The organism is Phaeobacter italicus, from assembly GCF_001258055.1.
Classification (GTDB): domain Bacteria; phylum Pseudomonadota; class Alphaproteobacteria; order Rhodobacterales; family Rhodobacteraceae; genus Phaeobacter; species Phaeobacter italicus.
In genome coordinates, this window is record NZ_CVRM01000033.1 from 210,978 (window position 1) to 235,600 (window position 24,623).

General features: G+C 61.0%; 24 protein-coding genes. 11 read left to right on the top strand and 13 right to left on the bottom strand.

Features of this window, described 5'->3' with window-relative positions:
• Window positions 1-21: 21 nt before the first annotated feature.
• The 5 genes from NIT7645_RS15925 to NIT7645_RS15945 form a co-directional block, all read right to left on the bottom strand.
• On the bottom strand, window positions 22-405 hold the full coding sequence (locus NIT7645_RS15925; RefSeq protein ID WP_008560597.1) for a VOC family protein: 384 nt from the start codon (window positions 403-405) through the stop codon (window positions 22-24).
• A gap of 3 nt (window positions 406-408) precedes the next feature.
• The gene (locus tag NIT7645_RS15930; protein ID WP_008561314.1) at window positions 409-1,230 is read right to left on the bottom strand and encodes an arginyltransferase; all 822 of its coding nucleotides are present in this window, start codon (window positions 1,228-1,230) and stop codon (window positions 409-411) included.
• Between the two features lie 212 nt (window positions 1,231-1,442).
• A complete protein-coding gene (locus NIT7645_RS15935) occupies window positions 1,443-1,883 on the bottom strand; it encodes an RDD family protein (RefSeq protein WP_008561940.1) in 441 nt (146 codons plus the stop codon).
• Between the two features lie 159 nt (window positions 1,884-2,042).
• Window positions 2,043-2,507, bottom strand: a complete 465-nt coding sequence (locus NIT7645_RS15940; RefSeq protein WP_008559886.1) for a DUF2852 domain-containing protein — start codon at window positions 2,505-2,507, stop codon at window positions 2,043-2,045.
• A 166-nt stretch (window positions 2,508-2,673) separates the two neighbouring features.
• The gene (locus tag NIT7645_RS15945; RefSeq protein WP_008560635.1) at window positions 2,674-3,738 is read right to left on the bottom strand and encodes a hypothetical protein; all 1,065 of its coding nucleotides are present in this window, start codon (window positions 3,736-3,738) and stop codon (window positions 2,674-2,676) included.
• Window positions 3,739-4,220: 482 nt separating this feature from the next.
• Here NIT7645_RS15945 and glnE point away from each other — a divergent pair, with 482 nt between their 5' ends.
• The 4 genes from glnE to NIT7645_RS15965 all read left to right on the top strand — a co-directional run bounded on the left by glnE (window position 4,221) and on the right by NIT7645_RS15965 (window position 9,490).
• Complete coding sequence (gene glnE, locus NIT7645_RS15950) at window positions 4,221-7,049, top strand: bifunctional [glutamate--ammonia ligase]-adenylyl-L-tyrosine phosphorylase/[glutamate--ammonia-ligase] adenylyltransferase (protein WP_037302226.1); 2,829 nt, start codon at window positions 4,221-4,223, stop codon at window positions 7,047-7,049.
• A 220-nt stretch (window positions 7,050-7,269) separates the two neighbouring features.
• The gene (locus NIT7645_RS15955) at window positions 7,270-7,584 is read left to right on the top strand and encodes a hypothetical protein (RefSeq protein WP_008563235.1); all 315 of its coding nucleotides are present in this window, start codon (window positions 7,270-7,272) and stop codon (window positions 7,582-7,584) included.
• 123 nt (window positions 7,585-7,707) lie between these two features.
• A complete protein-coding gene (locus NIT7645_RS15960) occupies window positions 7,708-8,922 on the top strand; it encodes an RSP_2647 family RNA methyltransferase (protein WP_008562674.1) in 1,215 nt (404 codons plus the stop codon).
• A gap of 25 nt (window positions 8,923-8,947) precedes the next feature.
• Window positions 8,948-9,490, top strand: a complete 543-nt coding sequence (locus NIT7645_RS15965; protein ID WP_008560908.1) for an RSP_2648 family PIN domain-containing protein — start codon at window positions 8,948-8,950, stop codon at window positions 9,488-9,490.
• A gap of 9 nt (window positions 9,491-9,499) precedes the next feature.
• On the opposite strand, the gene NIT7645_RS15970 is transcribed toward NIT7645_RS15965, so the two are convergent.
• The 3 genes from NIT7645_RS15970 to mazG all read right to left on the bottom strand — a co-directional run bounded on the left by NIT7645_RS15970 (window position 9,500) and on the right by mazG (window position 12,216).
• Entirely contained in the window at window positions 9,500-10,495 is a 996-nt protein-coding gene (locus tag NIT7645_RS15970) for an LLM class flavin-dependent oxidoreductase (RefSeq protein WP_050687500.1), read from the bottom strand.
• A gap of 170 nt (window positions 10,496-10,665) precedes the next feature.
• The gene (locus NIT7645_RS15975; RefSeq protein ID WP_037302227.1) at window positions 10,666-11,352 is read right to left on the bottom strand and encodes a M48 family metallopeptidase; all 687 of its coding nucleotides are present in this window, start codon (window positions 11,350-11,352) and stop codon (window positions 10,666-10,668) included.
• A 36-nt stretch (window positions 11,353-11,388) separates the two neighbouring features.
• Window positions 11,389-12,216, bottom strand: coding sequence for a nucleoside triphosphate pyrophosphohydrolase (gene mazG / locus NIT7645_RS15980; protein ID WP_050687502.1), 828 nt, complete (start codon window positions 12,214-12,216; stop codon window positions 11,389-11,391).
• A gap of 64 nt (window positions 12,217-12,280) precedes the next feature.
• Here mazG and NIT7645_RS15985 point away from each other — a divergent pair, with 64 nt between their 5' ends.
• The 4 genes from NIT7645_RS15985 (at window position 12,281) to NIT7645_RS16000 (ending at window position 15,920) form a co-directional block, all read left to right on the top strand.
• Window positions 12,281-13,456 carry a M20 aminoacylase family protein gene (locus tag NIT7645_RS15985; RefSeq protein ID WP_008562410.1) on the top strand — a complete coding sequence of 392 codons (1,176 nt, stop codon included), beginning with the start codon at window positions 12,281-12,283 and terminating at the stop codon, window positions 13,454-13,456.
• A gap of 88 nt (window positions 13,457-13,544) precedes the next feature.
• Window positions 13,545-14,510, top strand: coding sequence for an agmatinase (gene speB / locus NIT7645_RS15990; RefSeq protein WP_008561171.1), 966 nt, complete (start codon window positions 13,545-13,547; stop codon window positions 14,508-14,510).
• Window positions 14,507-15,454: an agmatinase gene (gene speB / locus NIT7645_RS15995; protein ID WP_050687504.1), complete on the top strand. Its 948-nt coding sequence runs from the start codon at window positions 14,507-14,509 to the stop codon at window positions 15,452-15,454. Before speB (NIT7645_RS15990) ends, speB (NIT7645_RS15995) begins: the two co-directional genes overlap by 4 nt.
• Window positions 15,455-15,497: 43 nt before the next feature.
• A complete protein-coding gene (locus tag NIT7645_RS16000; protein ID WP_037302232.1) occupies window positions 15,498-15,920 on the top strand; it encodes a DUF1499 domain-containing protein in 423 nt (140 codons plus the stop codon).
• A gap of 22 nt (window positions 15,921-15,942) precedes the next feature.
• Here the strand turns inward: NIT7645_RS16000 and NIT7645_RS16005 are convergent, their stop codons facing one another.
• Complete coding sequence (locus tag NIT7645_RS16005; protein WP_224832955.1) at window positions 15,943-16,308, bottom strand: hypothetical protein; 366 nt, start codon at window positions 16,306-16,308, stop codon at window positions 15,943-15,945.
• A gap of 62 nt (window positions 16,309-16,370) precedes the next feature.
• On the opposite strand from NIT7645_RS16005, the gene prfA reads away from it, so the two are divergent.
• The 3 genes from prfA (at window position 16,371) to NIT7645_RS16020 (ending at window position 19,167) form a co-directional block, all read left to right on the top strand.
• Window positions 16,371-17,426: a peptide chain release factor 1 gene (gene prfA, locus NIT7645_RS16010; RefSeq protein WP_008562172.1), complete on the top strand. Its 1,056-nt coding sequence runs from the start codon at window positions 16,371-16,373 to the stop codon at window positions 17,424-17,426.
• Window positions 17,423-18,280, top strand: coding sequence for a peptide chain release factor N(5)-glutamine methyltransferase (gene prmC / locus NIT7645_RS16015; RefSeq protein ID WP_008559160.1), 858 nt, complete (start codon window positions 17,423-17,425; stop codon window positions 18,278-18,280). The genes prfA and prmC overlap by 4 nt, the downstream gene beginning before the upstream one ends.
• Before the next feature lie 224 nt (window positions 18,281-18,504).
• Entirely contained in the window at window positions 18,505-19,167 is a 663-nt protein-coding gene (locus tag NIT7645_RS16020) for a DUF4167 domain-containing protein (RefSeq protein WP_008558746.1), read from the top strand.
• A 105-nt stretch (window positions 19,168-19,272) separates the two neighbouring features.
• Here the strand turns inward: NIT7645_RS16020 and rsmA are convergent, their stop codons facing one another.
• From rsmA to NIT7645_RS16040, 4 genes are all read right to left on the bottom strand, one after another.
• A complete protein-coding gene (gene rsmA / locus NIT7645_RS16025; RefSeq protein WP_008562432.1) occupies window positions 19,273-20,121 on the bottom strand; it encodes a 16S rRNA (adenine(1518)-N(6)/adenine(1519)-N(6))-dimethyltransferase RsmA in 849 nt (282 codons plus the stop codon).
• An 85-nt stretch (window positions 20,122-20,206) separates the two neighbouring features.
• A complete protein-coding gene (pdxA, locus tag NIT7645_RS16030) occupies window positions 20,207-21,187 on the bottom strand; it encodes a 4-hydroxythreonine-4-phosphate dehydrogenase PdxA (RefSeq protein WP_008561375.1) in 981 nt (326 codons plus the stop codon).
• Entirely contained in the window at window positions 21,184-22,449 is a 1,266-nt protein-coding gene (locus tag NIT7645_RS16035) for a peptidylprolyl isomerase (RefSeq protein WP_050687506.1), read from the bottom strand. The genes pdxA and NIT7645_RS16035 overlap by 4 nt, the downstream gene beginning before the upstream one ends.
• Entirely contained in the window at window positions 22,434-24,623 is a 2,190-nt protein-coding gene (locus NIT7645_RS16040; protein WP_050687508.1) for an LPS-assembly protein LptD, read from the bottom strand. The genes NIT7645_RS16035 and NIT7645_RS16040 overlap by 16 nt, the downstream gene beginning before the upstream one ends.

Sequence of the window (24,623 nt, forward strand, 5' to 3'; positions counted from 1 at the left end):
ACGCCTGCCAAGTTGCCGTGCCTAGGCTGGCTGGATCAGATCCCAGCGGTTGCCAAAAGGGTCCTGCCAGACTGCAACAGTGCCATAGGGCTCGTGGCGAGGGGTTTCGTTGAACTGCACACCGGCTGCCACCATTGCGGCGTGGTCGCGGGCAAAATCGTCGGTGGTCAGGAATAGCCCCACGCGGCCGCCGAACTGGTTGCCGATGATGGCGCGTTGCGCGTCCGTATCGGCCCGCGCGAGGATCAGGCTGCCCTGGCTTGCGCCCGGCGGCAGGATACGCACCCACCGCTTGCCGCCCTGATCGACATCTTCGGCCAGCTGCCAGCCAAGCGTGCCACAATAGAATTCGATCGCCGGGTCGTAATCGGGGACGACCAGCGTGACTGCATGAAGAAATTGCATGGATTACCTGTATGGTTTGCGCGTTTCCGGCAAGTGGATGTTGGCGACCTGCTCAGCGATTGGGTCGGTCGAGAGCGGATGCGCCGTATCTTCAAAGGCGCTCGGGTCGGACATCACCTGCCAGGAGCCGCCGTGATAGACTTCAAGTCCGGTGAACTTGGCCTTGTAGCCCATCTTGGCGCTGCCCGGAACCCAATAGCCGAGATAGACATAGGGTAGCCCCGCCTCGCGCGCGATTTCGATATGGTCGAGGATCATGAAGGTCCCAAGCGATCGCTGCGGCAGGTTCGGCCTGTAGAAGGAATAGACCATGCTCAGCCCGTCTTCGAGCACATCGGTCAAGGATACGGCTGTCAGCGCATTGGTTTCGCGGTCATTATATTCCACCACGCGGCTGCGGATCGGGGTTTCCTCGATCATGGCGGCATATTCAAAGACGTCCATGTCAGCCATGCCACCGTCTGCATGGCGGCTGTCGAGATAGTCCCGAAACAGGCTGTACTGATCCTCGGTCGCCCAGGGGGAGGTGGCGCGCCGCTCCAGATCGGCGTTGCGCTTGAGTGTGCGTTTTTGACTGCGGCTGGCGGTGAAGGCCGCGACGTCGATCCGGGCCGACAGGCAGGCCGAACATTCGGAGCAGGACGGACGGTAAAGCACGTTCTGCGAGCGGCGAAAGCCCTGCTGAGACAGGCTGTTGTTCAGCTGCTCCACCCCATCGCCCTGCAGCGCCGTGAACAGCTTACGCTCCATCCGGCCATCCAGATAGGGGCAGGGTTGGGGCGCGGTCACATAGAACTGGGGTGCAATGGGCAGTGTATGGCGCATCGGGTCGCGGTGATCCGTTTGGGGTGGGCAAAACGCCCCGGAACCGCGAATGGCTCGCGGTTGCGCGGGGCGATCTGGCCGCAGGGTTTGTCTGGATGATAACAACGGCTCTGCACTGCGCCAAGGGGCCAGATCGCATTAAGGTTTACAAGATGCTGTGGCAGGGTCTCACCCCAGCCGCGTCATGGTCGTGCAGGTCTGGCATCTCGCAGTTACAGGCGGACGCCCCGACGGTTCAGCATTACGGTTCCGAGCAGCGCGTCGGTCAGGCCCTGACCACGAGAGGAGGTCAACATCATCAGGACGGAAATCACCTGCAGCACCGGGATCGCAACCGAGATCGAGTATCCGGCCGTGTGCAAAAGCGCGAGGGAGCCGTCCAGTCGACGCCCGCGCTGGTCGCGCAGCTCAATGCCAGCAAATCGCATCCCCCAGGTCGCGGAACCGTTTGAAATGGTGGCGACCCGGTAAACAAAACCGATCACCAGATAGAGCAGCGGCCAGATGAACAGCCCGGTAAAGGCGGTCAGGACAACGGCAAGGCTTGCAAGGATGAAGATGAACACACTGTCCACCACCCAGGCAAGAAGCCGCTTGGAGGCGACGGACTGATAGAATTCAGCCTGGTAGTCGGGGTCAGGCAGGGCGGACATCGGCGTTTCCTTTTCTGGATAGCAATCGACAGGTTGGGTGTGCATCAGGTCAGGTCAGGTCAGGGCAGGGCAGGGGCGGGATGGGGGCGCCCCCGGGTCGTTCTGTTCGGCGTTGGCGTCCACGGTGGCCCGGAAAATCCGGGCCTGTGGATCAGATTGTCAGTGACGTTTTCCGCCGCGTGGGCCGTCGTCGTCGCTGTCGTCTTCATCAAGGCGTGTATCCTCGTCTGCTTTCAACGCGCGTTCGTCCATGAACTGATCGAACTCAGACTTGTCCTTGGCAGCGCGCAGGCGTTCCAGGAAGGCCTCGAAGTCGTTTTGCTCCTGTTCCAGGCGGCGCAGCGTGTCGGCTTTGTAGGCGTCAAAGGCGCTGTTTCCGCTGGATTTCATCGCCGACATGCCGTGGCGGGTCCAGGAGGTGCGGCGGCGGCAGGATTTCGAGAACATGCGTTTGCTCCAGATCATGTAAAACAAGAGGGCGAGGCCGACAGGCCAGAAGAAGACGAAGCCCAGAACCATTGCGGCAATCCAGGCCCCTTTGCCCTTGTGGTCGAGCCAGGCCTCCGTGCGGGAAAACCAACCCTGTTCGGACGGGTGCGGGGCGGTAGAAGTGTAACTCGTCATTGCGGTCTCCAGGTTAGCGTTGATGTGCCGTCGCAATGTTAATGCGCTTCACATCAATGCATATCGGCATTGCCCCGTCGGCTTTCAAGCGTGTATGTAAATGTTTTTCACATTTTTAGGGTGGGTCGTTGTTTTGATGGGGGAATTAAGGGGTGTGGGTGCTGTATTATTTGCCGATCTTACCGGTGCGCTTGATCTTGGTGACACGTTCAAGTGCCCGCCAGACATCTTGTTCGATGCGTTGCAGGTTGGCGGTGTAGTCTTCGCGGCGCAGGGTTGGCATGTTGTGATAAGATAGGATCGACATAGAGGGGTTTGCCTCGAACAGGACAAAGGCACTGTCGGATTTCCAGCCGATATCGACGCCAAAGAAATCCAGTTTCAGGCGGCTTCGGATGTTCTGCCCGAGGGTTTGCAACGCGGCCCAATCATCGGCGTTCAGAAGTATGTCCAGTTCGCGATTCACGATATCGGTGTCACGATGGGCAGAGTGGATCAGCCAGCTGTCCCCATAGAGAATGTGGCGCAACCGGACGCTTTCCGAGGTGATCGACAACCGAAGTTTGCGCCATTCCCCCTTGTCCGAGCGGAAATCTATCCATTGCGTCATGTACAACGTCCGCCCACCCCAAGGGATCTGGTGGATTTTGTCCCAATCCTCTGCTGTGTCGATCTTCAGCAGATCATGCCCTGTGTGAGAGCCCGCGGGTCGGATCAGAACTGGATAGGCGAACTCTCCCTTTTCGAATGTTTCCCTGAAACATTGCGGGGATGTTGGGCTGAACCTCAGGCATGTCGGGCAGATCAGGCTGTCGATACCCGATAGGTGATGTGTGACGAGATCTCTCCGGGTCTTCAGAACTTCGGCGGGACGATTGAAGATTGGCAGAGGGTTCGCGGCAAAGTTCCTGTCCAGAAACCGCAGGGCTTGATCGTAATGATCCGGATCGGCAAGCATATTGACGATCCAGTCGAAGTTGCGAAGGGTCTGTCCTTCGCTTCCTGGATGCCAGAAAGGGCGCGAAAGGCGGGCCAGATAGGACTTCATATCGTCAAACAGCACTGTGCGACCGGGGAAAATCATCACTGGTTCGCCGCGTTGCGTCAGCTGGACTTGGATATCACGATGGGTTGGTAGGGCGTTGAAGATGATGCCAGGTCTGCGACCGGTTGCCCGTTTGGCCCCTTTTGCCCGGCGAGGTCGCGGCGTGGGTGGCTTGGATCTTTTCATCTGTCGTCTGGCCCTTGATCGTCACTGTGCGGTGGTTGGCCGCCGCCCCCAACGTATCCTGCCGACGGGCGTAAAAGAACCACAAAACGAAGGCAGGAGTAGGGGCAACTGCATGGCCAGCGCGGGCCCCCTTATCATCTCGAAAAGCTGCTGAGAGGAATGGAACAGCGGTTGCGTCGCGTCGTCGGGCTGCGTTCCCTTTGGCGGGCCACTCAGCGCTCTGGACAGATCGAGAGTTGGTCCACCCCCTAAATGTGAGTAGGGCAATCAATCACTCGTCAAAAAAATACGCCCGACTTACCCCCGGCGTGACGGACGCAACCACTCAGACCGTTTTAGCGGCACTGCCAGCCAGCAACCATTCCGGTATTCCTTACCCAGCGTCACCCTTGGGTCATGTGTTGGCACATCAGTCCTTTTTCCAGACCATTGCGTCGCTTTCACAGATTGACCTTGCGGGTGGATTTGCACAGTCTCGCGTTATGGCACATCCTATTGATATTCAGCGCCTTCCACGCGCTTTTGATCCAGATCTGGGCGAGGACGCGCTGGTCTCTCTGCCGGATCTTTCCGGCGATCAAGCCGCGCTTGTGAAAGGGGCGGCCGGCTCCAGCCCCTATCTCAAGGAACTCGCGCTGCGAGAGGCGGGCTGGCTGCCAGAGGCGCTGGCCGACCCAGACGCGGCGATATCCGCTGTCATGGGGGATGTGCGTGCACTGGCACCAGATCAGCTGAAGCCGGGCCTGCGGCAGGCCAAGCGGCGCGTTGCCTTGTTGAGCGGGCTGTGTGACCTGGCTGGGGCCTGGGATCTGATGCAGGTGACTGGCACGCTCACCGATTTTGCAGCACTTTGTGCCGATGTTGCGATCAAGGTCGAGATCGCGGCGCTGATCCGGCGCAAGAAGCTGCCGGGATTGTCGGATGACGATGTCGAGAGTGCCGGGGGGCTGACCCTTCTTGCGATGGGCAAGATGGGCGCGCATGAGCTGAACTACAGTTCGGACATCGACATGATCTGCCTGTTTGATGAAACCCGTTTTGATCCGGCGGATTTCTACGAGGCAAGGCAGGGCATGGTGCGCGCGACCCGCAATATGTGCACCACGCTCAGCGAACGTACGGCGGATGGGTATGTTTTCCGGACGGATCTCCGCCTGCGCCCGGATCCGTCGGTGACCCCTGTTGCCATGGCGATGGAGGCGGCAGAGCGCTACTATGAAAGCCTTGGCCGCACCTGGGAGCGTGCCGCCTACATCAAGGCGCGCCCCTGTGCGGGGGATCTTGAGGCAGGCGCGCGGTTCCTGACCACGCTGCGCCCGTTTGTCTGGCGGCGCCATCTTGATTTCGCGGCGATCCAGGACGCCCATGACATGCGCCTCAGGATCCGAGAGAACAAAGGCACCGGTGGGCCGATCACGGTGCCCGGACATGATATGAAGCTGGGTCGCGGCGGCATCCGCGAAATCGAGTTCTTTACCCAGACGCGCCAATTGATTGCCGGGGGGCGGGATGAAACCCTGCGCCCGCGCGGAACGCTTGATGGGTTGCGGGCGCTGGCTGCGCGCAACTGGGTGCCACAGGAGGTCTGCGATCAGCTGATCGACCACTATGTGGCCCACCGAGAGGTCGAACACCGCATTCAGATGGTGCATGATGCCCAGACCCACCGGATGCCCCAGTCCGAAGATGGCATTGCTCGTGTGGCCTGCCTGATGGGACGGGATGTCGATGATCTGATGGCAGACGTCAAAGCCCGCCTGAGCGAGGTGCATGAGCTGACGGAGGGCTTTTTTGCCCCGGATGCGCAGCCTGCCGCGCCGGTGGTTGCGGTCCCCCAAGAGCTGGATGGCGATATCATCGCGCGCTGGCCAACCTATCCGGCATTGCGATCAGCACGGGGCGCGCAGATCTTTGAACGGTTGAAGCCGGAGCTTCTCAGCCGTCTGTCGCGCACTGCACAGCCGGGTGAGGCGCTGGTGGCGCTGGATGGTTTCCTGGCGGGTCTGCCAGCAGGGGTACAGCTGTTTTCGCTGTTTGAGGCGAACCCGCAGCTGATCGACCTGCTGATCGACATCGTTGGCACCTCTGGGACGTTGGCAAGTTACCTGTCGCGCAATTCAGGGGTGTTTGATGCGGTTCTTGGTGGATCCTTCTTTGATGCCTGGCCGGAGCGGTCAGAGCTGCGTGCCGCATTGGATGCGGTGCTGTCGCGCGAGGAGGATTACGAAAGCCAGCTTGATGCGACCCGGCGCTGGTGCAAGGAATGGCATTTCCGCATTGGTGTCCATCACCTGCGCGGCCTGATCGACGCTGAAACAGCGGGAAAACAATACAGCGAGCTTGCCGAGGTGGTGATTGCGGCTTTGGCGCCGCTGGTGGTGGCGCAGTTTGCCCGCAAACACGGCACGCCTCCGGGGCGCGGGGCGGCTGTGTTGGCGATGGGGTCACTTGGCGCGGGGCGGATCAACGCCCAGTCCGATTTGGATGTGATCGTGATCTACGACGCCGCTGGCCAGGAGGCCTCGGAAGGGCCGCGAGCATTGGCAACCCGGCCGTATTATGCGCGCCTGACCCAAGCCCTGATTACCGCGCTCACCGCGCCGATGTCACAGGGGCGTCTATACGAGGTGGACATGCGGCTGCGCCCCTCTGGCACACAGGGCCCCGTTGCGACGAGTTTTGACAGCTTCACCACCTATCAGGAAAACGATGCCTGGGTGTGGGAGCATCTGGCCCTGACCCGCGCCCGTGTCGTGGCCTCCCTTGCCGGGGAAGATCAGTCCGGTTCCGAGGCGCTCGCCGATGACATCCGCGCATTTCGCCAACGGTTCCTGTCACAGCCCCGGCCACGCGACACGGTTCTGGCAGAAGTGGCAAGCATGCGTGAGCGATTGGCGGCTGCAAAAACGCCCGCAGGCCCCTGGGACGCAAAGACCGGGGCAGGGCGGATGCTGGATATCGAACTGATCGGGCAGGCCGGTGTTTTGCTGAGCGGGGAAACGGCGCAGGATGTGGCCAGCGGGTTGCGCGGCGCTGTCGCCTGCGGATGGCTGGATGCCGCTGGAGCGGCAGAGTTGCAACGCGGCTACGACCTATTCTGGTCCGTGCAGACCGCCGCGCGGCTGGTGTCTGGCAAGGCGATCGACGAGGATACGATGGGTGAGGGTGGTGCGCAGTTCCTGTGTCGCAGCACAGGCCATGACAGTTTGGCGGAGCTGCGCGAAGCATTGGAAACGGCCTATGCTGCCTGTGCGAAGATCATCGCAGAGGGATTGGCACAGGTCGGGGCTCATGACGCCGATGAGACCTGACAGGGCAGCGGTAAAAACTGGCCTGGGTTGAAAACTGGATCGCCTTGAAACCGGACAGGGTCAGGGCATATCCAGAACGGACGGGGCGAGCTGGGGTTGGCATATCTGTGGCTGGCTTTGCGGGGCCAGATTTTACAATCGTCCGATGGATGCGGACCACCGCCGCGGGCCAAGGCTACAGGCCAAAGCGGCATCTGAACAGGGAGGGGCGAGGCAGATCATGAGCAGTGAGACACAAGACAGCACAACCGCCACAAGCGGGCCGACCGGCCAGGATCCGGCCCTTGATCCCAAGGGGCTGATCCGCGAATCCTATCGCATGGACGGCATATCCGAAGGGGAATGTCGCAGCATCTTTCTTGATTGGGCTCTGAGCCTGCCCGATGGTCAGGACAGCCGGGCGGCAATCCCCGGCTTGCTCGCAGCCTACGGTGAAGCGCAGCCCGATCATCCGATGACGCAGGTGCTGCGCGCCGGAGCCGAGGCCGCTGCAAAACCACGCAGGCGCGGCGGCTGGCGATCGCGCGACCGCTAGCGTCTTCTGCGCCGCGCAGTGCAGCGGTGTGGCTTGGATGGGGGCGTTGGCGTCTTGCGTGTGTCGATGTCTTGCGTGTGGGACGCTCTTCCAACGCGGAGATCTTGCAGGTAAGAGAGGCGCATGACAGCTTCTTCCTCCGCGCCTGAGCGCGCCCGCGTAAAACTGAAACCCAAGGCAAACGCCCGTGCTCTGCGCCACGGCTTTCCCTGGGTCTATGCCAATGAACTCGTGACTGACCGGCGCACGCGCAAGCTTGCCCCCGGCACTTTGGCGGTGCTGGAGGATGAGGCAATGACCCCGCTTGGGTTGGTTGCGATGAACTCCGAGAGCAAGATCATTGCACGCATTCTGGATCGCGATCCGGCGGCGGTGATCGACACCGACTGGTTTGCAATTCGCCTGCGCCGCGCGCTGGAGTTGCGCGAGCAGCTTTATGATGCGCCATTCTACCGGTTGGTTCACGCCGAATCCGATGGTCTGCCGGGGGTGGTGATCGACCGCTTTGGAGATGCCTGCGTGGTGCAGCCCAACGCGGCCTGGGCAGAGAGTCACCTGGAGGCCCTGACCGAGGCGCTGGCCGCGGTCACAGGTGTCACCACCATCCTGAAAAACGCCACCGGCCGCGCCCGCGGTCTGGAAGGGCTGGACGATCAGAACGCAACCCTTTTGGGGCTCGCACCTGAGGCGCCGATTGCCGTGGGCATGAATGGTGCAACCTATATGGCGGATCTGACGGGCGGGCAGAAAACCGGCCTGTTCTATGACCAACGGGAAAACCACGGCTTTGCCGCGCGGCTGGTGAAACCCGGTGCCAAGGTTCTGGATGTTTTCTCCCATGTGGGTGGGTTCGGTTTGGCGATGCTGGCAGCGGGGGCATCTGAGGCGACCTGTGTGGACGGCTCTGCTCCCGCGCTGGATCTGGCTGCACAGGGGGCTGCGGCGGGCGGCATGGCTGACCGTTTTGTGGCCCGTCAGGGCGATGCTTTTGAAGAGCTGACAAAACTTGGCGAGGAGGGAGCGCAGTTTGATGTGGTGATCTGTGATCCGCCGGCCTTTGCCCCGTCCAAACCCGCGCTTGAAGCGGGCCTGCGCGCCTATGAACGCGTGGCTAAGCTGGCGGCACCACTGGTTGCCCCGGGTGGCTATCTGGGGCTTTGTTCGTGTTCACATGCTGCAGATCTGTCGAAATTCCGCAACGCATCTGCGCGTGGCATTGGCCGGGGTGGGCGTCGTGGCCAGCTGTTGCACACGGGCTATGCCGGGCCGGATCATCCGCAGCTGCCGCAACTGGCCGAGAGCGGCTATCTGAAGGCTGTGTTCTTCCGGCTCGATTGAGACCTCTTGCAAGGGGGCGCGCCCGATGAAGCTGCTTCTTGATACCTGTGTTCTGTATCCAACCGTGATGCGGGAGATGCTGCTGGGCGCGGCCCGTCAGGGGCATTTTGAACCGCTGTGGTCTGCCCGCATCCTTGAGGAATGGGCCCGCGCCGCGCGCAAGATCGGCCCGACGGGAGAGGCGCAGGCGCGCGCGGAAATCGCCCTGATCTGTGGGGCCTGGCCAAATGCGAGCGTTCCACCGGTGGCAGGGGTCGAGGCACGGCTCTGGTTGCCGGATCCGGCCGACATCCACGTTCTGGCCGCTGCGGTTGCAGGGCACGCAGATGCGATTGTCACGGTCAACAACAAGGACTTCCCCCGCCACACATTGGCAGAGGAGGGGCTGGACCGTATCGGACCCGATCAACTGCTCTATGATTTCTGGCTCAAGGATCCCGACGGCCTTGCCGAGGTTGCAGGCAGGGTGCTGGACGAGGCCAACCGCCTGTCAGATGGCGGCTGGGACATGCGCCCCCTGTTGAAAAAGGCCCGCCTGCCACGGCTGGCCAAGGCGCTTGCGGCCTGACGCTCTGGCTCAGATCTCGCTCAGGATCTCTGCCGCTGTCTCAAAAGAGCGCAGCCGCGCCTCATGATCGTGAATCTGACCCGTGATGATCACCTCATCCGGGCGATAGCGCGCGACAATGGTGGATAGCTCTGCGCGGACCGTGTCTTTGCTGCCAGTGGCCGAGATCCGCAGCGCCTCGTTCACGCCAGCAAGCACCGGCGCTGGTATGTGGTCGGTGATATCATCAACGGGCGCGGGGAGTTTTCCAGGTTTTCCGAGACGCAGACGCGCAAAGGCCTGCTGCATGGTCGTGCGCAGTCGGCTGCCTTCGGCGTCGCTGTCAGCTGCAAAGACATTGATTGCCATCATCGCGTGCGGTTTGCTCAGCGTAGCAGATGGGCGGAACTGACGGCGATAGACCTCCAGCGCCTCTTCCAGTGCAGCGGGGGCGAAATGAGACGCAAAGGCGTAAGGCAGTCCCAGGTTGGCGGCCAGCTGCGCCCCATAAAGGCTGGAGCCGAGGATCCAGACCGGAACATATGTCTCCTGTCCGGGGAAAGCCCGAACCGGGCGGTGTGGATCATCTGCGCCAAGAAAACCAATCAGATCAAGAACATCCTGTGGGAAGCTGTCACCAGAGGCATGGTCATAGGCCATGCCGCGTCGCAGGGCGCGGGCAGTCTGCATATCGGTGCCCGGTGCACGGCCCAACCCCAGATCAATCCGGTCGCCATGCAGGCTCGCCAATGTTCCAAAGGCTTCGGCGACCATGTAGGGCGCATGGTTGGGCAGCATGATGCCGCCAGCCCCGACACGGATTGTCTGCGTCTGGCTTGCGATATGGCCGATGAGAACCGCTGTCGCCGCGCTGGCAATGCCCGGCATGTTGTGATGCTCGGCCAGCCAATAGCAGTGGTATCCCCAGGCTTCGGCCTTCTGTGCCAGCTCTGTGCTGTTGTGCAAGGACTGCGCGATAGTCTGCCCATCAGGTACGGGGGCAAGATCAAGAACAGAATAGCGCATGGAGGCTCCGGCAAATGTGCCGCCCGTTTGCACCAAGAAAAGGGCGGCAGTGAAATACTACCTTCCCATGTGGGGAAGGTTAGGGGCGGCGGCAAGGGGTAAGGGGCAAAAGGGGGTGGTTAACTTGTGTTAACCATGTTTTGCAAATGGTTACAGGGTGAAGCTCATCTTCACGCCTTGTCCCATTTGGCCTCCAGCCGTTCGAGAGCAGCAATCCGCTCTTCGGTTTTGGGGTGGCTCATCAACCAGGCCGGCGCCATCCCGGCGCGAGCTTCTGTGAGGGCTTCCAGCTTGCGGAACAGGCTCTTTTGCGGTTCCGTTCCGATGCCTGATTTGACCAAAAGTGCGGCGGCATATTCATCGGCTTCGTATTCATCACTGCGCGACAGCCGCGCGGCCAGCAAGGTGGTGAGAAGATTGGCAATCCAAGGACCGACAAAGGGAACAAAACGCCCGATGATAAGCATCAGCGCCGTGCGCAGGGCATTTTGACCGGAAAAGTCGATCATCCGCTTTTTTGCATGACCCAGGGCGACATGGCCCAATTCGTGCGCAATGACCGAGGCGAGTTCGGCATCGCTCACCTCGCCGTTGCGGTATTTTCGATAAAAGCCCCGCGTGATGAAGATCCGCCCATCAGGGGCGGCGAGACCGTTCACAGGGTCGACTTCGTAAATATAGACCGGGATGGAATTCACTCCCAGAGCGGCGGCCATTTGGTCGGTCAGCTGCCGCAGCCGGGCATCTGCCAGCTGTGTCGATTGCTGATCCAGTGCCCGATGCGTCCGCCACACGGAGAAGCGGTACATCACGAGACCATAGATCACGGCAAGGAGAATTGGGGTTAAGCGAAGCATGACAAAGATATGGGGGGCAAAGGGGGTCGGGGCAAGCTAGCTGTTGCTCTCGGCGCGGCTGTCTGCCTTCACTTCGTCCCAGAGGGCGTCCATCTCTGCAAGGTCACTGTCTTCCGGCCGTTTGCCGCGGGCCGCCAGTTTCGCCTCCACGCCCTCAAACCGTCGGATGAACTTGGCATTTGCCCGCCGCAGGGCGGCTTCGGGCTCTACGCCGAGATGACGACCAAGGTTGGCCATGACAAACATCAGATCACCGAATTCTTCCTCAACCTCATCCTGGGAGAGGCTGTCGCGGGCTTCAACAAGCTCAGCGGCTTCTTCCGCGATCTTGTCGATGACTTCATTGGTCGTGGGCCAGTCAAACCCGACACGCGCTGCGCGTTTTTGCAATTTGTATGCCCGCAAGAGCGCAGGAAGGCCGACTGCCACACCATCCAACGTGCCCTGCTGCGCCTTTCCAGCGCGTTCTGCCGCCTTGATGGCTTCCCAATCGGCTGTCTGCTGTTCGGCCGATTTCTCGCGGCTCTCATCGCCAAAGACATGCGGATGACGCGACACCATCTTGTTTGACATGGTTGTGACCACATCCTGAAAGGTGAAATGCCCGGCCTCTGCCGCCATTTGGGCATGAAACACCGACTGAAACAGCAGATCGCCCAGCTCTCCCTTCAGTTCGTCCCACGCCTCACGCTCAATCGCGTCGGCAACTTCGTATGCTTCTTCAATGGTATAAGGCGCGATGCTGGCAAAATCCTGCTCGATATCCCAGGGGCAGCCACCCTCTGGGTTACGCAGGCGACGCATGATTTCCAAGAGCCGTTCAATTCCGGCAGTTTCATCGTGAATGAGGTGATTTTCTTGCATTGCAGGCCAACTTATTCCGGTGTCAGATGCATCAATCCCGAGTCTGACCAAGGAGTCCACCCCAATGCCGGTTGTGAACCGAATTGCCGATTACGCCGAAGAGATGAAGACCTGGCGTCGGCACCTGCACCAGATACCAGAGCTGGCGCTGGACTTGCCCAAGACAGCCGCTTTTGTGGCTGAACGCCTGCGCGAATTCGGGGTGGATGAGCTGCACGAAGGGATTGCGACCAGCGGCATGGTGGCGATCATCAACGGGCAGGGGAATGATGCAGGCACTGGCCCCACGATCGGTCTTCGCGCGGATATGGATGCCCTGCCCATCCCGGAGGAAACAGGGGTCGATTATGTCTCTGGTCATGCGGGGAACATGCACGCCTGTGGGCATGACGGGCACACAACCATGCTTTTGGGCGCTGCCAAGTATCTTGCGGAGACGCGCAATTTCAGCGGTCGTGTCGCGCTGATCTTCCAGCCCGCAGAAGAGGCGATTGGCGGTGCGCGCATCATGGTGGAAGAAGGCATCATGGACCGCTTTGGCATTTCAGAGGTCTATGCGCTGCACAATGCACCCGGCCTGCCGGTGGGGGCATTCCTGACAACGCCCGGTGCGCTGATGGCCGCAACGGATGAATTTCACATCCATATCAACGGGCGCGGTGGGCATGCCGCCATGCCGCATGAGACGCGCGACCCGGTGATGGCAGCCTGCGGCATCGCGCAGGCGATCCAGACGATCGTCAGCCGCAACCACTATGCGCTGCAGGATCTCGTGGTGTCCGTGACCCAAATCCACACAGGCACCACCGACAACGTTGTGCCCGATACGGCCTACATCAACGGCACCGTGCGCAGTTTTGACCCGGATGTGCAGCAGATGGTGATGCAGCGCATGAAGGAAATCGTGGCAGGCCAGGCTGCCAGCTATGGTGTCGAGGCCGAGCTGAACTATGAGGAGGGGTATCCCGCCACCTACAACGACCCAGCAAAAACCGCATTTGCGGTGGATGTGGCCTCGGAAATCGCAGGGGCTGACAACGTCGAGAGCGAAGGCGGACGCGAGATGGGCGCGGAGGACTTTTCCTACATGCTGCAGGCACGACCGGGCGCCTATCTCTTCCTCGGGCAGGGAGAGAGCGCAGGGCTGCACCATCCGAAGTATGATTTCAACGATGAGATTTCGCCCATTGGCGCGTCATTCTTTGCCCGGCTGGTCGAAAGAGCACAGCCCGCAACCTGATCTGACGGCAATGCGCGGCCTTTCAGATGACAAGACTGCGCGCTTTCGCTAGGAGGTGGCCATAACCCGAGAAGAGGGAGCAGTCCGCATGGCGCTAGAAGACGCAAAAACACAGGTCGATCAGGCCTTCACCCGCGAAGACCTGAAAGGGTTGAGCTTTGAAAACACCTTTGGGGGCGCCACGTCCTTTCTGCGACGCCGCTACACCAAAGATCTGACACATGCGGATATTGCCGTCACCGGCATCCCCTTTGATCAGGCAGTGACCAATCGTCCGGGCACCCGTCTGGGCCCGCGTGCGGTGCGCGAGGCTTCGGCCCTGCAAAGCCCCGATGCACCATATGGCTGGGACATCTGCCCGGCCAGTGAGCTGGCGATCGTGGATTACGGTGATCTGGCGTTTGACTATGCAAATGTTGCGGCCTTTCCCGACACGCTGACCGATCACATCCGCGGGATCCTCGCGACGGATACAGCAACCGTTGCCATTGGCGGCGATCACTATGTGTCGTTCCCCATCCTCAAGGCCTATGCCGAGAAATACGGGCCCATCTCCCTGCTGCATTTCGATGCGCATAGCGACACCTGGCAGGATGATGATTTCAGCCGTGTCGATCATGGCACCATGTTCTACAAGGCGGTGAAATCCGGGGTCATCGATCCCGCAACATCCGTCCAGGTGGGCATTCGTACCACGAACGAAGACAATCTGGGCGTTCCGACCATTGATGCGCCCACCGTGCATGCCATCGGCCCTGTCGAAACCGCGCGCCGCATCCGCGAGGTTCTGGGGGACAGGCCCGTTTATCTGACCTTTGATATCGACTGTCTGGATCCCGCATATGCACCGGGGACAGGCACGCCGGTCTGGGGTGGCCTCACCTCTGCGCAGGCAGAGGCGATCCTCAAGGAGCTGCGCGGGATCAATATTCTCGGCGGCGACGTGGTCGAGGTCTCGCCGCCCTTTGACACCACAGGTGCGACAGCGATCGCGGGGGCGCATGTCGCGATGAGCATCCTTTGTCTTCTTGGCTGGAGGATCACAGGCCGATGACCGATTTCAATCAGCCCATCAGCGGCAATGATCTTGCTCGGTTCTCCGGGCCCAACACCTTTATGCGGCTGCCGCAAGCGACCTCTCTTGAGGGGTTGGATGTGGCTATTTTGGGCGTGCCGATGGATATCGGCACCTCCTGGCGTTCGGGAACGCGGTTTGGCCCAAAACAGATCCGTGCCGAAAGTGCGATGATCCGTCCCTACAACATGACATCCGGCGCTGCGCCGTTTGACAGCCTCAATATCGGTGACATCGGCGATCTGGCGATCAACACATTTTCGCTGTCGGACAGCCTGCGCATCATTCAGGAAAGCTATGCGGCGATCCTGACAGGCGATGTCATCCCGGTCGCAATGGGTGGCGATCATTCCATCACCCTGCCGATCCTGCGGGCCATCGCAGGCAAGTACGGGCCTGTCGCACTGGTGCATGTTGATGCACATGCTGACGTCAATGACGACATGTTCGGCGAGCGGGAGACCCACGGCACCGTGTTCCGTCGCGCCTATGAAGAGGGGCTGATTGTCCCGGACAAGACCTACCAGATCGGGTTGCGCGGCACGGGCTATGGCTCTGAGGACTTCAAGGAAGCGCAGCGCTGGGGCTTTCAGCACTTCCCAGCGAGCGAGCTGTGGCACCGTTCTCTGCATGGCTTGGGTGCGGAAATTCGTCGCGATATCGGAAATAGGCCTGTCTATGTGTCCTATGATATCGATAGCCTGGACCCAGCCTATGCACCGGGAACCGGTACGCCGGAAATCGGCGGGCTAGCGACGCCGCAGGCGCTGGAACTGATCCGGGCGCTGCGGGGGCTGAATATTGTAGGGTGTGACATGGTTGAGGTGTCGCCGCCTTACGACACATCGGGCAATACGGCGCTGACTGCAGCAAACCTGCTTTATGAGCTGCTCTGTGTGCTGCCGGGCGTTGAAACCAAGTAACGCGCATCGCTTCTGGCATGCGCCAGGAGAGAGTTGATAGCATATGGGGCGCGTGATGATATTTGTCTGGCTGAGCATCGCAGCAGTTGTTGTGGTGCTCGGTTTTATTCGTCTCGCGCCCAGTGATCCGCTGGACTGGAACACCCAGCCGGAATTTTCGGAGGACAGAACCTTTCGCGGGGGTGTCTTTCGGGTGATGCGGACCGGCGAAAGCGGGCTTGAACGTTTCCATGCCGTGGCCGCAAACGCGCCGCGTACACGTGTTCTTGCCGGTTCGGTCGAGGATCAGATGATCACCTATGTGACGCGCACGCGGTTTATCGGCTTTCCCGATTACACCACCGCACGTCAGGATGGTGATCTGCTGAAGGTCTATGCGCGTCTGCGTTTCGGGCGCTCTGACCTCGGCAGCAACAACGACCGCATCAGTGGCTGGATTGCCCAGATGGAAGGTGGCGCACAATAGGCGCGGGTGCATGGGCGGCGGTTCAGATCTGCGGCCACGCCGTGCTTGACGTGGTATGGGGCAGATCAGAGACCGCATCAGCGCCTTCGGCCGACAGGCAGCCGTTCTGCACCTCTCTCCACATGGGAACATTCAGTGACATCTGGCACTGCGCGGTAAACATGCGCCCGTCGACCTGCAGGCAGATGAATTCCCCCAGCTCTATGCGGCTGCCACTACTGTCGGTGCAATAGCAGTCGATGGTGCGCCCGTCCGGTGTTTTTACATCAGCTTGTGCCACGCCACATGTCAGCGATGTGACCAAAACCACGGCTGCAAGGACCCCTCCGCAGGGTTTCGCTGCTGCGCCTGGCCGGTGATTGGCGATATCGGGACTGGCATGTTGCATGGGCCTAGCATATCACATGGCAGGCCCTCCGCCAAAGTCAGATCTAAACGGATACCCCAAGCATGATCCCCGAAGACCGCCTTGAACAGATCCTGCAAAGGTTTCAATACCTTGAGGCTGCGATGTCCGATGGGGCAAGCGGCGAGGATATTGCAGCCCTCGCCAAGGAGTATTCCGACCTGCGCCCGGTCGCGGAGCAGATCATTTCCTATCGTCGGTTGCTTGCGGATCTTGATGAAGCCGAGCAGATGCTGGCAGATCCCGATATGGCGGCTTTGGCCGAGGAAGAGCTGCCGGGTCTGCGTGCGGCGCTGCCAGAGGCAGAACAGGCGCTGCAGCTGGCCCTGTTGCCGCGGGATGCAGCCGATAGCAAACCTGCGATGCTGGAAATCCGTCCCGGTACCGGCGGGGATGAGGCGGCGTTGTTTGCCGGGGATCTGCTGCGCATGTACCAACGCTACGCAGAGGCGCAGGGGTGGACGTTTGAGATCATCGAAGAGCAGTCCACCGAACTTGGCGGCCTGAAAGAGGTGGTTGCCCATGTCAAAGGCAACAACGTGTTTGCCCGACTGAAATATGAATCCGGTGTTCATCGGGTCCAGCGTGTCCCCGTGACCGAGTCTGGTGGCCGTATCCATACCTCGGCCGCGACGGTTGCTGTTTTGCCCGAAGCGGAAGAGGTCGATCTGCGCATTGACCCGGCAGACCTGCGGATCGACACGATGCGCGCATCCGGCGCGGGCGGTCAGCACGTGAACACCACCGACTCGGCCGTGCGGATCACCCATATTCCAACGGGCATCATCGTCGTCAGTTCGGAAAAATCCCAACACCGGAACCGAGAGATCGCAATGCAGGTTCTGCGCACCCGGCTATATGATCTGGAACGCCAGAGGATCGACAGCGAACGCTCCGCCGATCGGGCCAGTCAGGTGGGTTCGGGGGATCGTTCCGAACGGATCCGGACATATAATTTCCCGCAGGGCCGCATGTCGGACCATCGGATCAATCTGACGCTCTATAAGCTCGATCAGATCATGCAGGGCGATCTGGATGAAATCATCGATGCGCTCACAGCCGACGATCAGGCGCGGCGTCTGGCCGAGATGGGCCAATGAACGCGCCGCAGACAGCCGCACAGGCAATGGCCGCAGCAGCCGCGCGGCTGCGGGCGGCAGGGGTGCCTGACCCCGCCCGTGACGCGCGGGTTCTACTGGCCCATGCAGCGCGGATCGAGGCGAGCAGGGTAACGCTGATCGCACCCGAGGATCTCGATCCCGATGTAGCCGAGCGCTATGAACAGCTGATTTCGCTCCGCGCGATCCGCGTGCCAGTGTCCCATCTGGTGGGAGAGCGCGAGTTCTATGGCCGCCGCTTCAAGGTCTCAAGCGATGTGCTGGACCCGCGCCCGGAAACCGAATGCCTGATCGAGGCCGCGCTGGCGGAACCGTTCGCCCGGGTTCTTGATCTTGGCCTGGGATCGGGCTGCATCCTGGTCACCCTCCTTGCCGAACAGCCCAAAGCGACCGGGCTGGGCGTCGATCTGAGCGAAGCAGCCTGCCTGCAGGCCAGTGCCAATGCGGTATTGCACCGGGTTGAGCCACGCGCCGATGTGCGCCAATCGGATTGGTTTGCGCAGGTCGAAGGGCAGTTTGACCTCATAGTCTCGAACCCGCCCTATATCGCGCTAGATGAAATGGAAGGCCTGTCCGCCGAAGTGCGGGGCCATGAACCGGAAATGGCCCTGACCGACGGGGCTGACGGGCTCAGCGCCTATCGCGCGATTTCGCAGCAGGTCGCTGAATATCTCGCTCCGGGTGGGCGGGTGCTTTTGGAAATCGGGCCAACTCAGGGCGCGCAGGTTGCGGAAATGTTGCGCACCGCAGGGTTGGTGGATGTACGTGTCCTGCCAGATCTGGATGGGCGCGACAGGGTGGTTTTCGGCCGCAACTGTGGCGAAAACACCGCCTAAGGCATGAAAACGCCGCCGAATTCGTAGTTTTGAAAGAAAAAACACGGAAAACTCAACCCAGCCTCTTGTCTGATGGGGCTGAACATGATTACTCAGAGGTGTCGCTTTTGAGCGAGGTGCAGAATACCTCCCGGCGACGCCAAGCCCAAAATAGTCGATGATCCGGCGCTAAGACGCGCCAATTGGGTCCAACGACAAATACAATCAAGGCTGACGTTAGACATATGAGATCGTCAAAATCACGTTCGCGTTCCAAGTCGAACCGGAACCGCCCCCAGGGGGCCAATGTTGTCAACCGCGTCTTCGACAGCTCCGGTCCTGAGGGCAAGGTGCGCGGAACGCCGCAACAGATCATTGATAAATACAACCAGCTGGCCCGCGATGCTCAGCTGAGCAATGACCGTGTTGCCACAGAAAATTTCCAACAGCATGCCGAGCATTATCTGCGGATGCTGAACGAAGCCCAACGCGAGATCGAGGCGCGCCGCGAGGAGCAGGAACGCCAGAACCGTGAACGCCAGGCAGAGCGGGATCGCGAGCGCCAGGAGCGGCTGGAACGCCAGGAACGCGAAGCGGCCAGCCGGGGCGAAGATGCGCCGCAGCCTGACGTCGTTGATCCGCGCGACAGCGATGATGACAGCGGTCTGGTGGATACACCGGAGCAGGCCGCTGCAGAGCAGCCGTCAGCAGATCAGGGCGAAGCCAAGCCGCAAAAGGCCCCGAGCCGCAAGCCACGCGCACCGCGCAAGCCCAAGGCAGATGCGGCTGCAAAGGCTGAAGGCGGTGAAGGTGACAGCCCGGCGGCAGAGCGCAAACCTGCTGCAAAACGCGCCAGCAAGCCCAAGGCAAAGCCCCCGGCAGAGGACGCGCCAGAGGCCGCTGAATAAGCCACCGGCCTATTTGAAATGTGAAAACCCGGCCCCAGCAGTCTGCTGGGCGCCGGGTTTTTTCTGTCTGGGCTAGCGTGCCCTATAAAACGGTCTGGATTGCGATCAACTTTCGGCGGCCTTGACGCTGCGGGCAAGCGCACAGAAGGCTTCCAGGCTCACCTGCTCTGCGCGTTCGGTGGGCGGGATGCCTGCCGCGTTCAGGTGGTCTTCGATATCGGGGCTCACGCTCTTGAGGCTGGCGCGCAGCATCTTGCGCCGTTGATTGAAGGCGGCAGCGACAACCTTGTTCAGCGTGCCCGGATCAGCGGGGAAACGGGGCTCTTCCAATGCCGTCAGATGGACAACCGCACTATGGACCTTTGGGGGCGGGCTGAAGGCTTCGGGGGGCAGGGACAGAACGATGCGGGCATCCGCTCGCCACTGGGCCAAAAGCGCCAGACGTCCATAGGCTTTGGTGCCGGGCTGGGCCACGATCCGTTCAGCCACTTCACGCTGGAACATCAGGGTCAGGCTTTGCCAGAACGGCGGCCATGCCTTTGGGGTGAGCCAACGCACCAGCAGCTCTGTGCCGACATTATAGGGCAGGTTTGCTGCAATGCGGATCGGCGGAGTGAGATGGGTGAGGGGGTTTACCTCCAGCGCGTCGCCCTCAATGACTTCCAGCTTGCCGGGATAGGCGGCCGCGACCTCGGCAAGGGCCGGGATGCAGCGGCTGTCTTTCTCCACCGCCAGAACCTTGCGCGCGCCTTCGGCCAGCAGGCCACGGGTCAGGCCACCGGGGCCGGGGCCGATTTCCAGCACGTCACAGTCCGTGAGATCGCCCGCCTGTCGGGCGATCTTGGCTGTCAGGTTCAGATCCAGCAGGAAGTTCTGGCCAAGCGACTTGCGCGCCAACAGCTGATGGGTCTCGATCACCTCGCGCAGCGGGGGGAGAGAGTCGATAGCGCTCATAGTATCGGTACCTTGCGACAGGGCGCAGCGGCTGCGCCTTCAGGTTTCATGCCTCCGGCGGGGATATTTCCAGCAAGAGGAAGTTTCAAGTGCTGGCGGCCATGCTCTGCGCCAGCCGCAGCGCCTCAATGAGGCTGGAGGGGTTGGCGATCCCCTGACCGGCAATGTCAAACGCCGTGCCATGATCGGGCGAGGTGCGGATGAACGGCAGACCAAGGGTAACATTGACGCCGCGGTCGAAATCGAGCGTCTTGATCGGGATCAGCGCCTGATCGTGATACATGCACACGGCCGCATCATAGCGTGCCCGTGCCGCCGCATGAAACATCGTATCCGCCGGATGCGGGCCGGACAGCACATAGGCGCCCCCCTGCATGTCGGCAATGAGATCCTGAATCCAGTCCAGCTCTTCCGCACCCATTGCGCCATCTTCGCCTGCATGTGGGTTCAGCCCGGCAACAGCAATGCGCGGATGGGAGATGCCAAACTGATCCCTCAACCCTTGTGCGGTGATTTCGATGGTCGCACGCAGCCCCTCCGGGGTCAGCTTGCGGGGTACTTCGGACAGGGCAATGTGAATGGTGGCTGGCACAACCCGCAGGGCAGGGCTTGCCAGCATCATGACCACCTGCGTGTCACCGCCAAGGTGTGCAAGGAATTCAGTATGGCCAGGATAGGCAAAGCCCGCCCCGTCAATCAGCGCCTTCTTGTGGATCGGCGCGGTGCACAGAGCGCAAGCCTGCCCGGAGGTCACCAATGCGACACCGGTTTCGATCGCCGTGATCACACCTTGGGCATTGTCAGGATTGATCCGTCCGGGCTCATTGTCGGCTGCAAATTCAACAGGCAGGACAGGCATGGCGGTCGCGCTGACGTCCACTGCCTCAGCCGGGGTGCGAACCTCTTGCCAGATGGCTGTCGCTGGCAGATGCCGAGGATCGCCAAGCCAGACGAACGGGCAGCTGTCTTTCAGCGTTTCCCAGGCCTTTACGGCGAGTTCCGGGCCAATGCCCGCCGGTTCCCCACAGCTGAGCGCAATGGGGAGAGGTCGGGCAGTGGTGGTCATTTGATGTCAATCCGGGCGTCTGCCTTCAGCTGTTCCAAAAGGCTGTCTGCAAAGGCACCAAGGCGTTGCTGTGTCAGCGCATTGGCCACGGCCTCGCGGCTGGCTTCGGCGTTGACCTCGGCGGTGCGGCCACACATCATCAGGACGACCAGCGTCTGACCGTTGTTACGGGTCAGCGCGGTAGAGGTTTCGCCGGGATCCAGCTTGGCCAGTTCGATCGCGATATCCTGCGGAATTTCAGAGGGCGCAAGGGTGACGCGATCCAGCACGGATGGATCCTGCCCAAGTGCCACGCCATACAGGTCATCGCAGGTGTCGATCTGACCAGTCAGCTTTTGCGCGGCGGCAAGTGCTTCGGGGGCCCGACCGCCGGGGATATAGTAGGCCGCATATTCGATAGCGGCGTAGCGCGGCGCGCTGCCTGCGCTTTCCCGCAGATCACGCATCTGGAACAGCGCAACCGCATTGTCGAGCGGAATGGGGGCGGTGACTTCGCCTGGGCTCAGCTCCAGCACCACCTGCTGCAACTGCGGCGGCAGATTGGTGAGCGGCATCCACGGCAGGCGGCCGCCATTTTCACGGGTGCGAGCGGCCGAGAACTGTGTCGCTGCCAGAGAGAAGGCGGCGGTGGTGTTCATCTGCGCAACCTGCTGGGCGACTTCCTCGACTTGGGGGGCGTTCTGGGCGTTGATCGGCATGATGAGTTCCGACAGCAGCACCTCAACACCACCAGAGCCAGACAGGCCCATCGCGCGGTCGATCTCTTCTTCCGAGGGGCGGGCCTGACCGATGTAGCGCGATCCGACATAGCCGCGCCATGCGATGCCAACGCGGCTGAAATCACGCAGGGTTTGCGGATCAACACCGTTTTCGCGCAGCACGTTCAGGAACTCTTGCAGGCTGAGATTTGCGCGACCGGCGAGTTCCGTCATCCCTGCGGTGACTTCCTCATCGGTGGGGTCAATCCCCGCCTGCGCCAGCACTTCCAGCTTCAACCGGTCTTCGATCAGGTCTTCGCGGGCTTTTTCCAGCGGATCGCCCGGCTCGCGCAAAAGGGCGAGGAAGCGGGCCCGTTGTTGCAGTTCGTAATTCGTCACAACCGAGTCATTCACCGTTACGGCCGGTGAAAACAATCCCTGTGCCGAGCCGACGGCTGGCTGAAACAAAAGCGCAGCAGCAAGGGCAACCGCCGATGCGGTGCGTGTCAGCCGGGAAATGAAGGGGGCCGCGAAATAGGGCCGGGTACTCAGGTGTTTTTGCATGATCGCCTGTAACTCTTGCTGCCGCCGTCCACGGAGAAACCGTTTAACGCGATGGTAAAGCCGAAATCCGTTGTCGGCTCAACACTTGTTGTCGATGTATAGCGTCGGTTGACCGAAAGATCGACCTTTACACATTCGTTGGAATAAACGAGCCCGACACCTGCGCGTGTCGCACGGGCGTCAGAAATGTCGTATCGCAAATTGGCACTTGCGGTCCAGCCGGGCGAGACCTCGTAGGAGCCGTCAAACCACAGTTCAGAGGTTTCCTCGGACCGTCCTTCAGCGGGATCCGTGCCCAACCACAGATAGGTGCCGGTCAGGCTGGCCCGGTCGGTCATCCAATCGCCGCGCACTTCCGCCTTGGAGAAGTTCAGCGACCCGTTAAGCAGTCCGCGCGTGGAAATCGCCAGCTCGTCATTGAGTTTGAGTTGCGCGGCCAGCAACAAGTCCGAAGAGGTGCCGCCCAGACCGGAGCTTTTGGTGAAGCGCGTTTCGTTGGTATCGCGGAACACCTGGCCGATGGTTGCAGAGGCCTGCCAGCCGCTGGGGGAATACCGCGCCCAGTTCAGGCCATAGGCAACGGTCACACCTTCCTCGCGGGCGTCTGTCGCGGGAAAGCGGGACAGCTCCAGCAGGTTGCCGCGATCAAACTCGACAAAGTTGCTTTCGTCGTTTGGCACGGCGGTGTCGCCAATATCTGTCCAGCCAATTTGCAGAATGGGTTCAAGGTATTGCGTTGCGCCGCTGCCTTCCCGCCGGGTCATCGGCAGGCGGAAGGTCAGGGCGCTGCTGGGGCTGAAACGGGTGCTCGTGCTGTCAAAGACGCTGTCATCAAAGACCTCAAAGATATCAGCGGCCGCGCCAAGCGAGACTTCGGTTACAAGCCCGCTGTTGAACCGCCAGCTGCGCCGCCAGTCCAGATCCAGGGTTGCGCGCCCCACATCGCGCCCGGCCGCATCCGTCAGATTGCCTTCAAGATCAGAGGTCCGGTTGTGGCCATGTGTTTCGACCGACAGCCGCATTTCCCCGCCTATGCGGTCCGGAAAGAAGCGGCGCTCGTAGTAGATATTGCCGATGGAGGAGGGGATCAGATCCTGATTTTCACTGTCCCGCAATGTCTTGTACGAAATCGCGCTGGCCCGCAGCAGGCTGTCGCGTTTCACTCGTGACAGCACCACCTCAGAGCGCAAACGGTCCAGATCATCCAGTCCGTAGTCCACCAGATACGCATCGTCCGAGACGCTTTTCACGTCAAAGCGCAGCTTGAAATCGCGGGGCAGATCAAATGTGCCATCCGCAAACACATACCCGCGCCCCTCGCCGGGATAGAGATCATCGCGGGTATAGGCACCGTTGATTTCGATCTCGCCGCGGCGAAACGCCTGACGATAGCGCAAATCGAGCGTCCGCGTCCGCGAGGACACATAGGGGGCAATGGTCAGATCCCGGTGCGGCCCAAGCGTGAGGAAATACGGCACCTTGACCCCGGTGCCGAGGTTCGATGTGGTCCGCAGCGAAGGGATCAGAAAGCCGCTTGCGCGCTCCAGCGTCGGGTCTGGCAGGCGAATGGCCGGGAAGTAGAACACGGGCACATCCATCACCCGCAGCTGCGCGCTTTCGAGATAAAGCTGCTTTTCCTGCTGGTCGTGCGTGATCCGTTCCGCCCTGATCTGCCAAAGCGGCGGACGCCCGTCATTGCAGACATGGCAGGAGGTCACGGCCGTTTTGTACAGCTGGGTGTAACGGCCCCCGACGCGGGTCATCTGCAGCGATGCAAGCTGCAGCTGTTGCTGGAAGACCATGCGCGCACCAACCAACAGCCCGTTGCGCATATCGCGGTCCAGTTCCGCAGCATCCGCCAGAATGGTGACGTCTTCGCCCTCGTCAATGCGAATGGGGCCTTCGATCTGCAAAGAGCCTTCGGTCTGATCAAAGGTGATTTTCTTGGCGCTGAGGCGGGTGTTGCCCTGGAACGCCTCGACATTGCCCTGCGCAACCAACGTGCGCTCTGGTGTGATGAACAGTTGATCTGCCACCAGAATTGCAGGGGTCTGCGTTGTCCCGGCCGTCTGACTGCCAAAGGGGCGACCTTGGGCATCGGCGGGGGCCGGCAGTGACATCGGTGCGACCGCGAGAAACGGCAGGACAGTCGATAAAAGCAGGGCGCGGCGCAT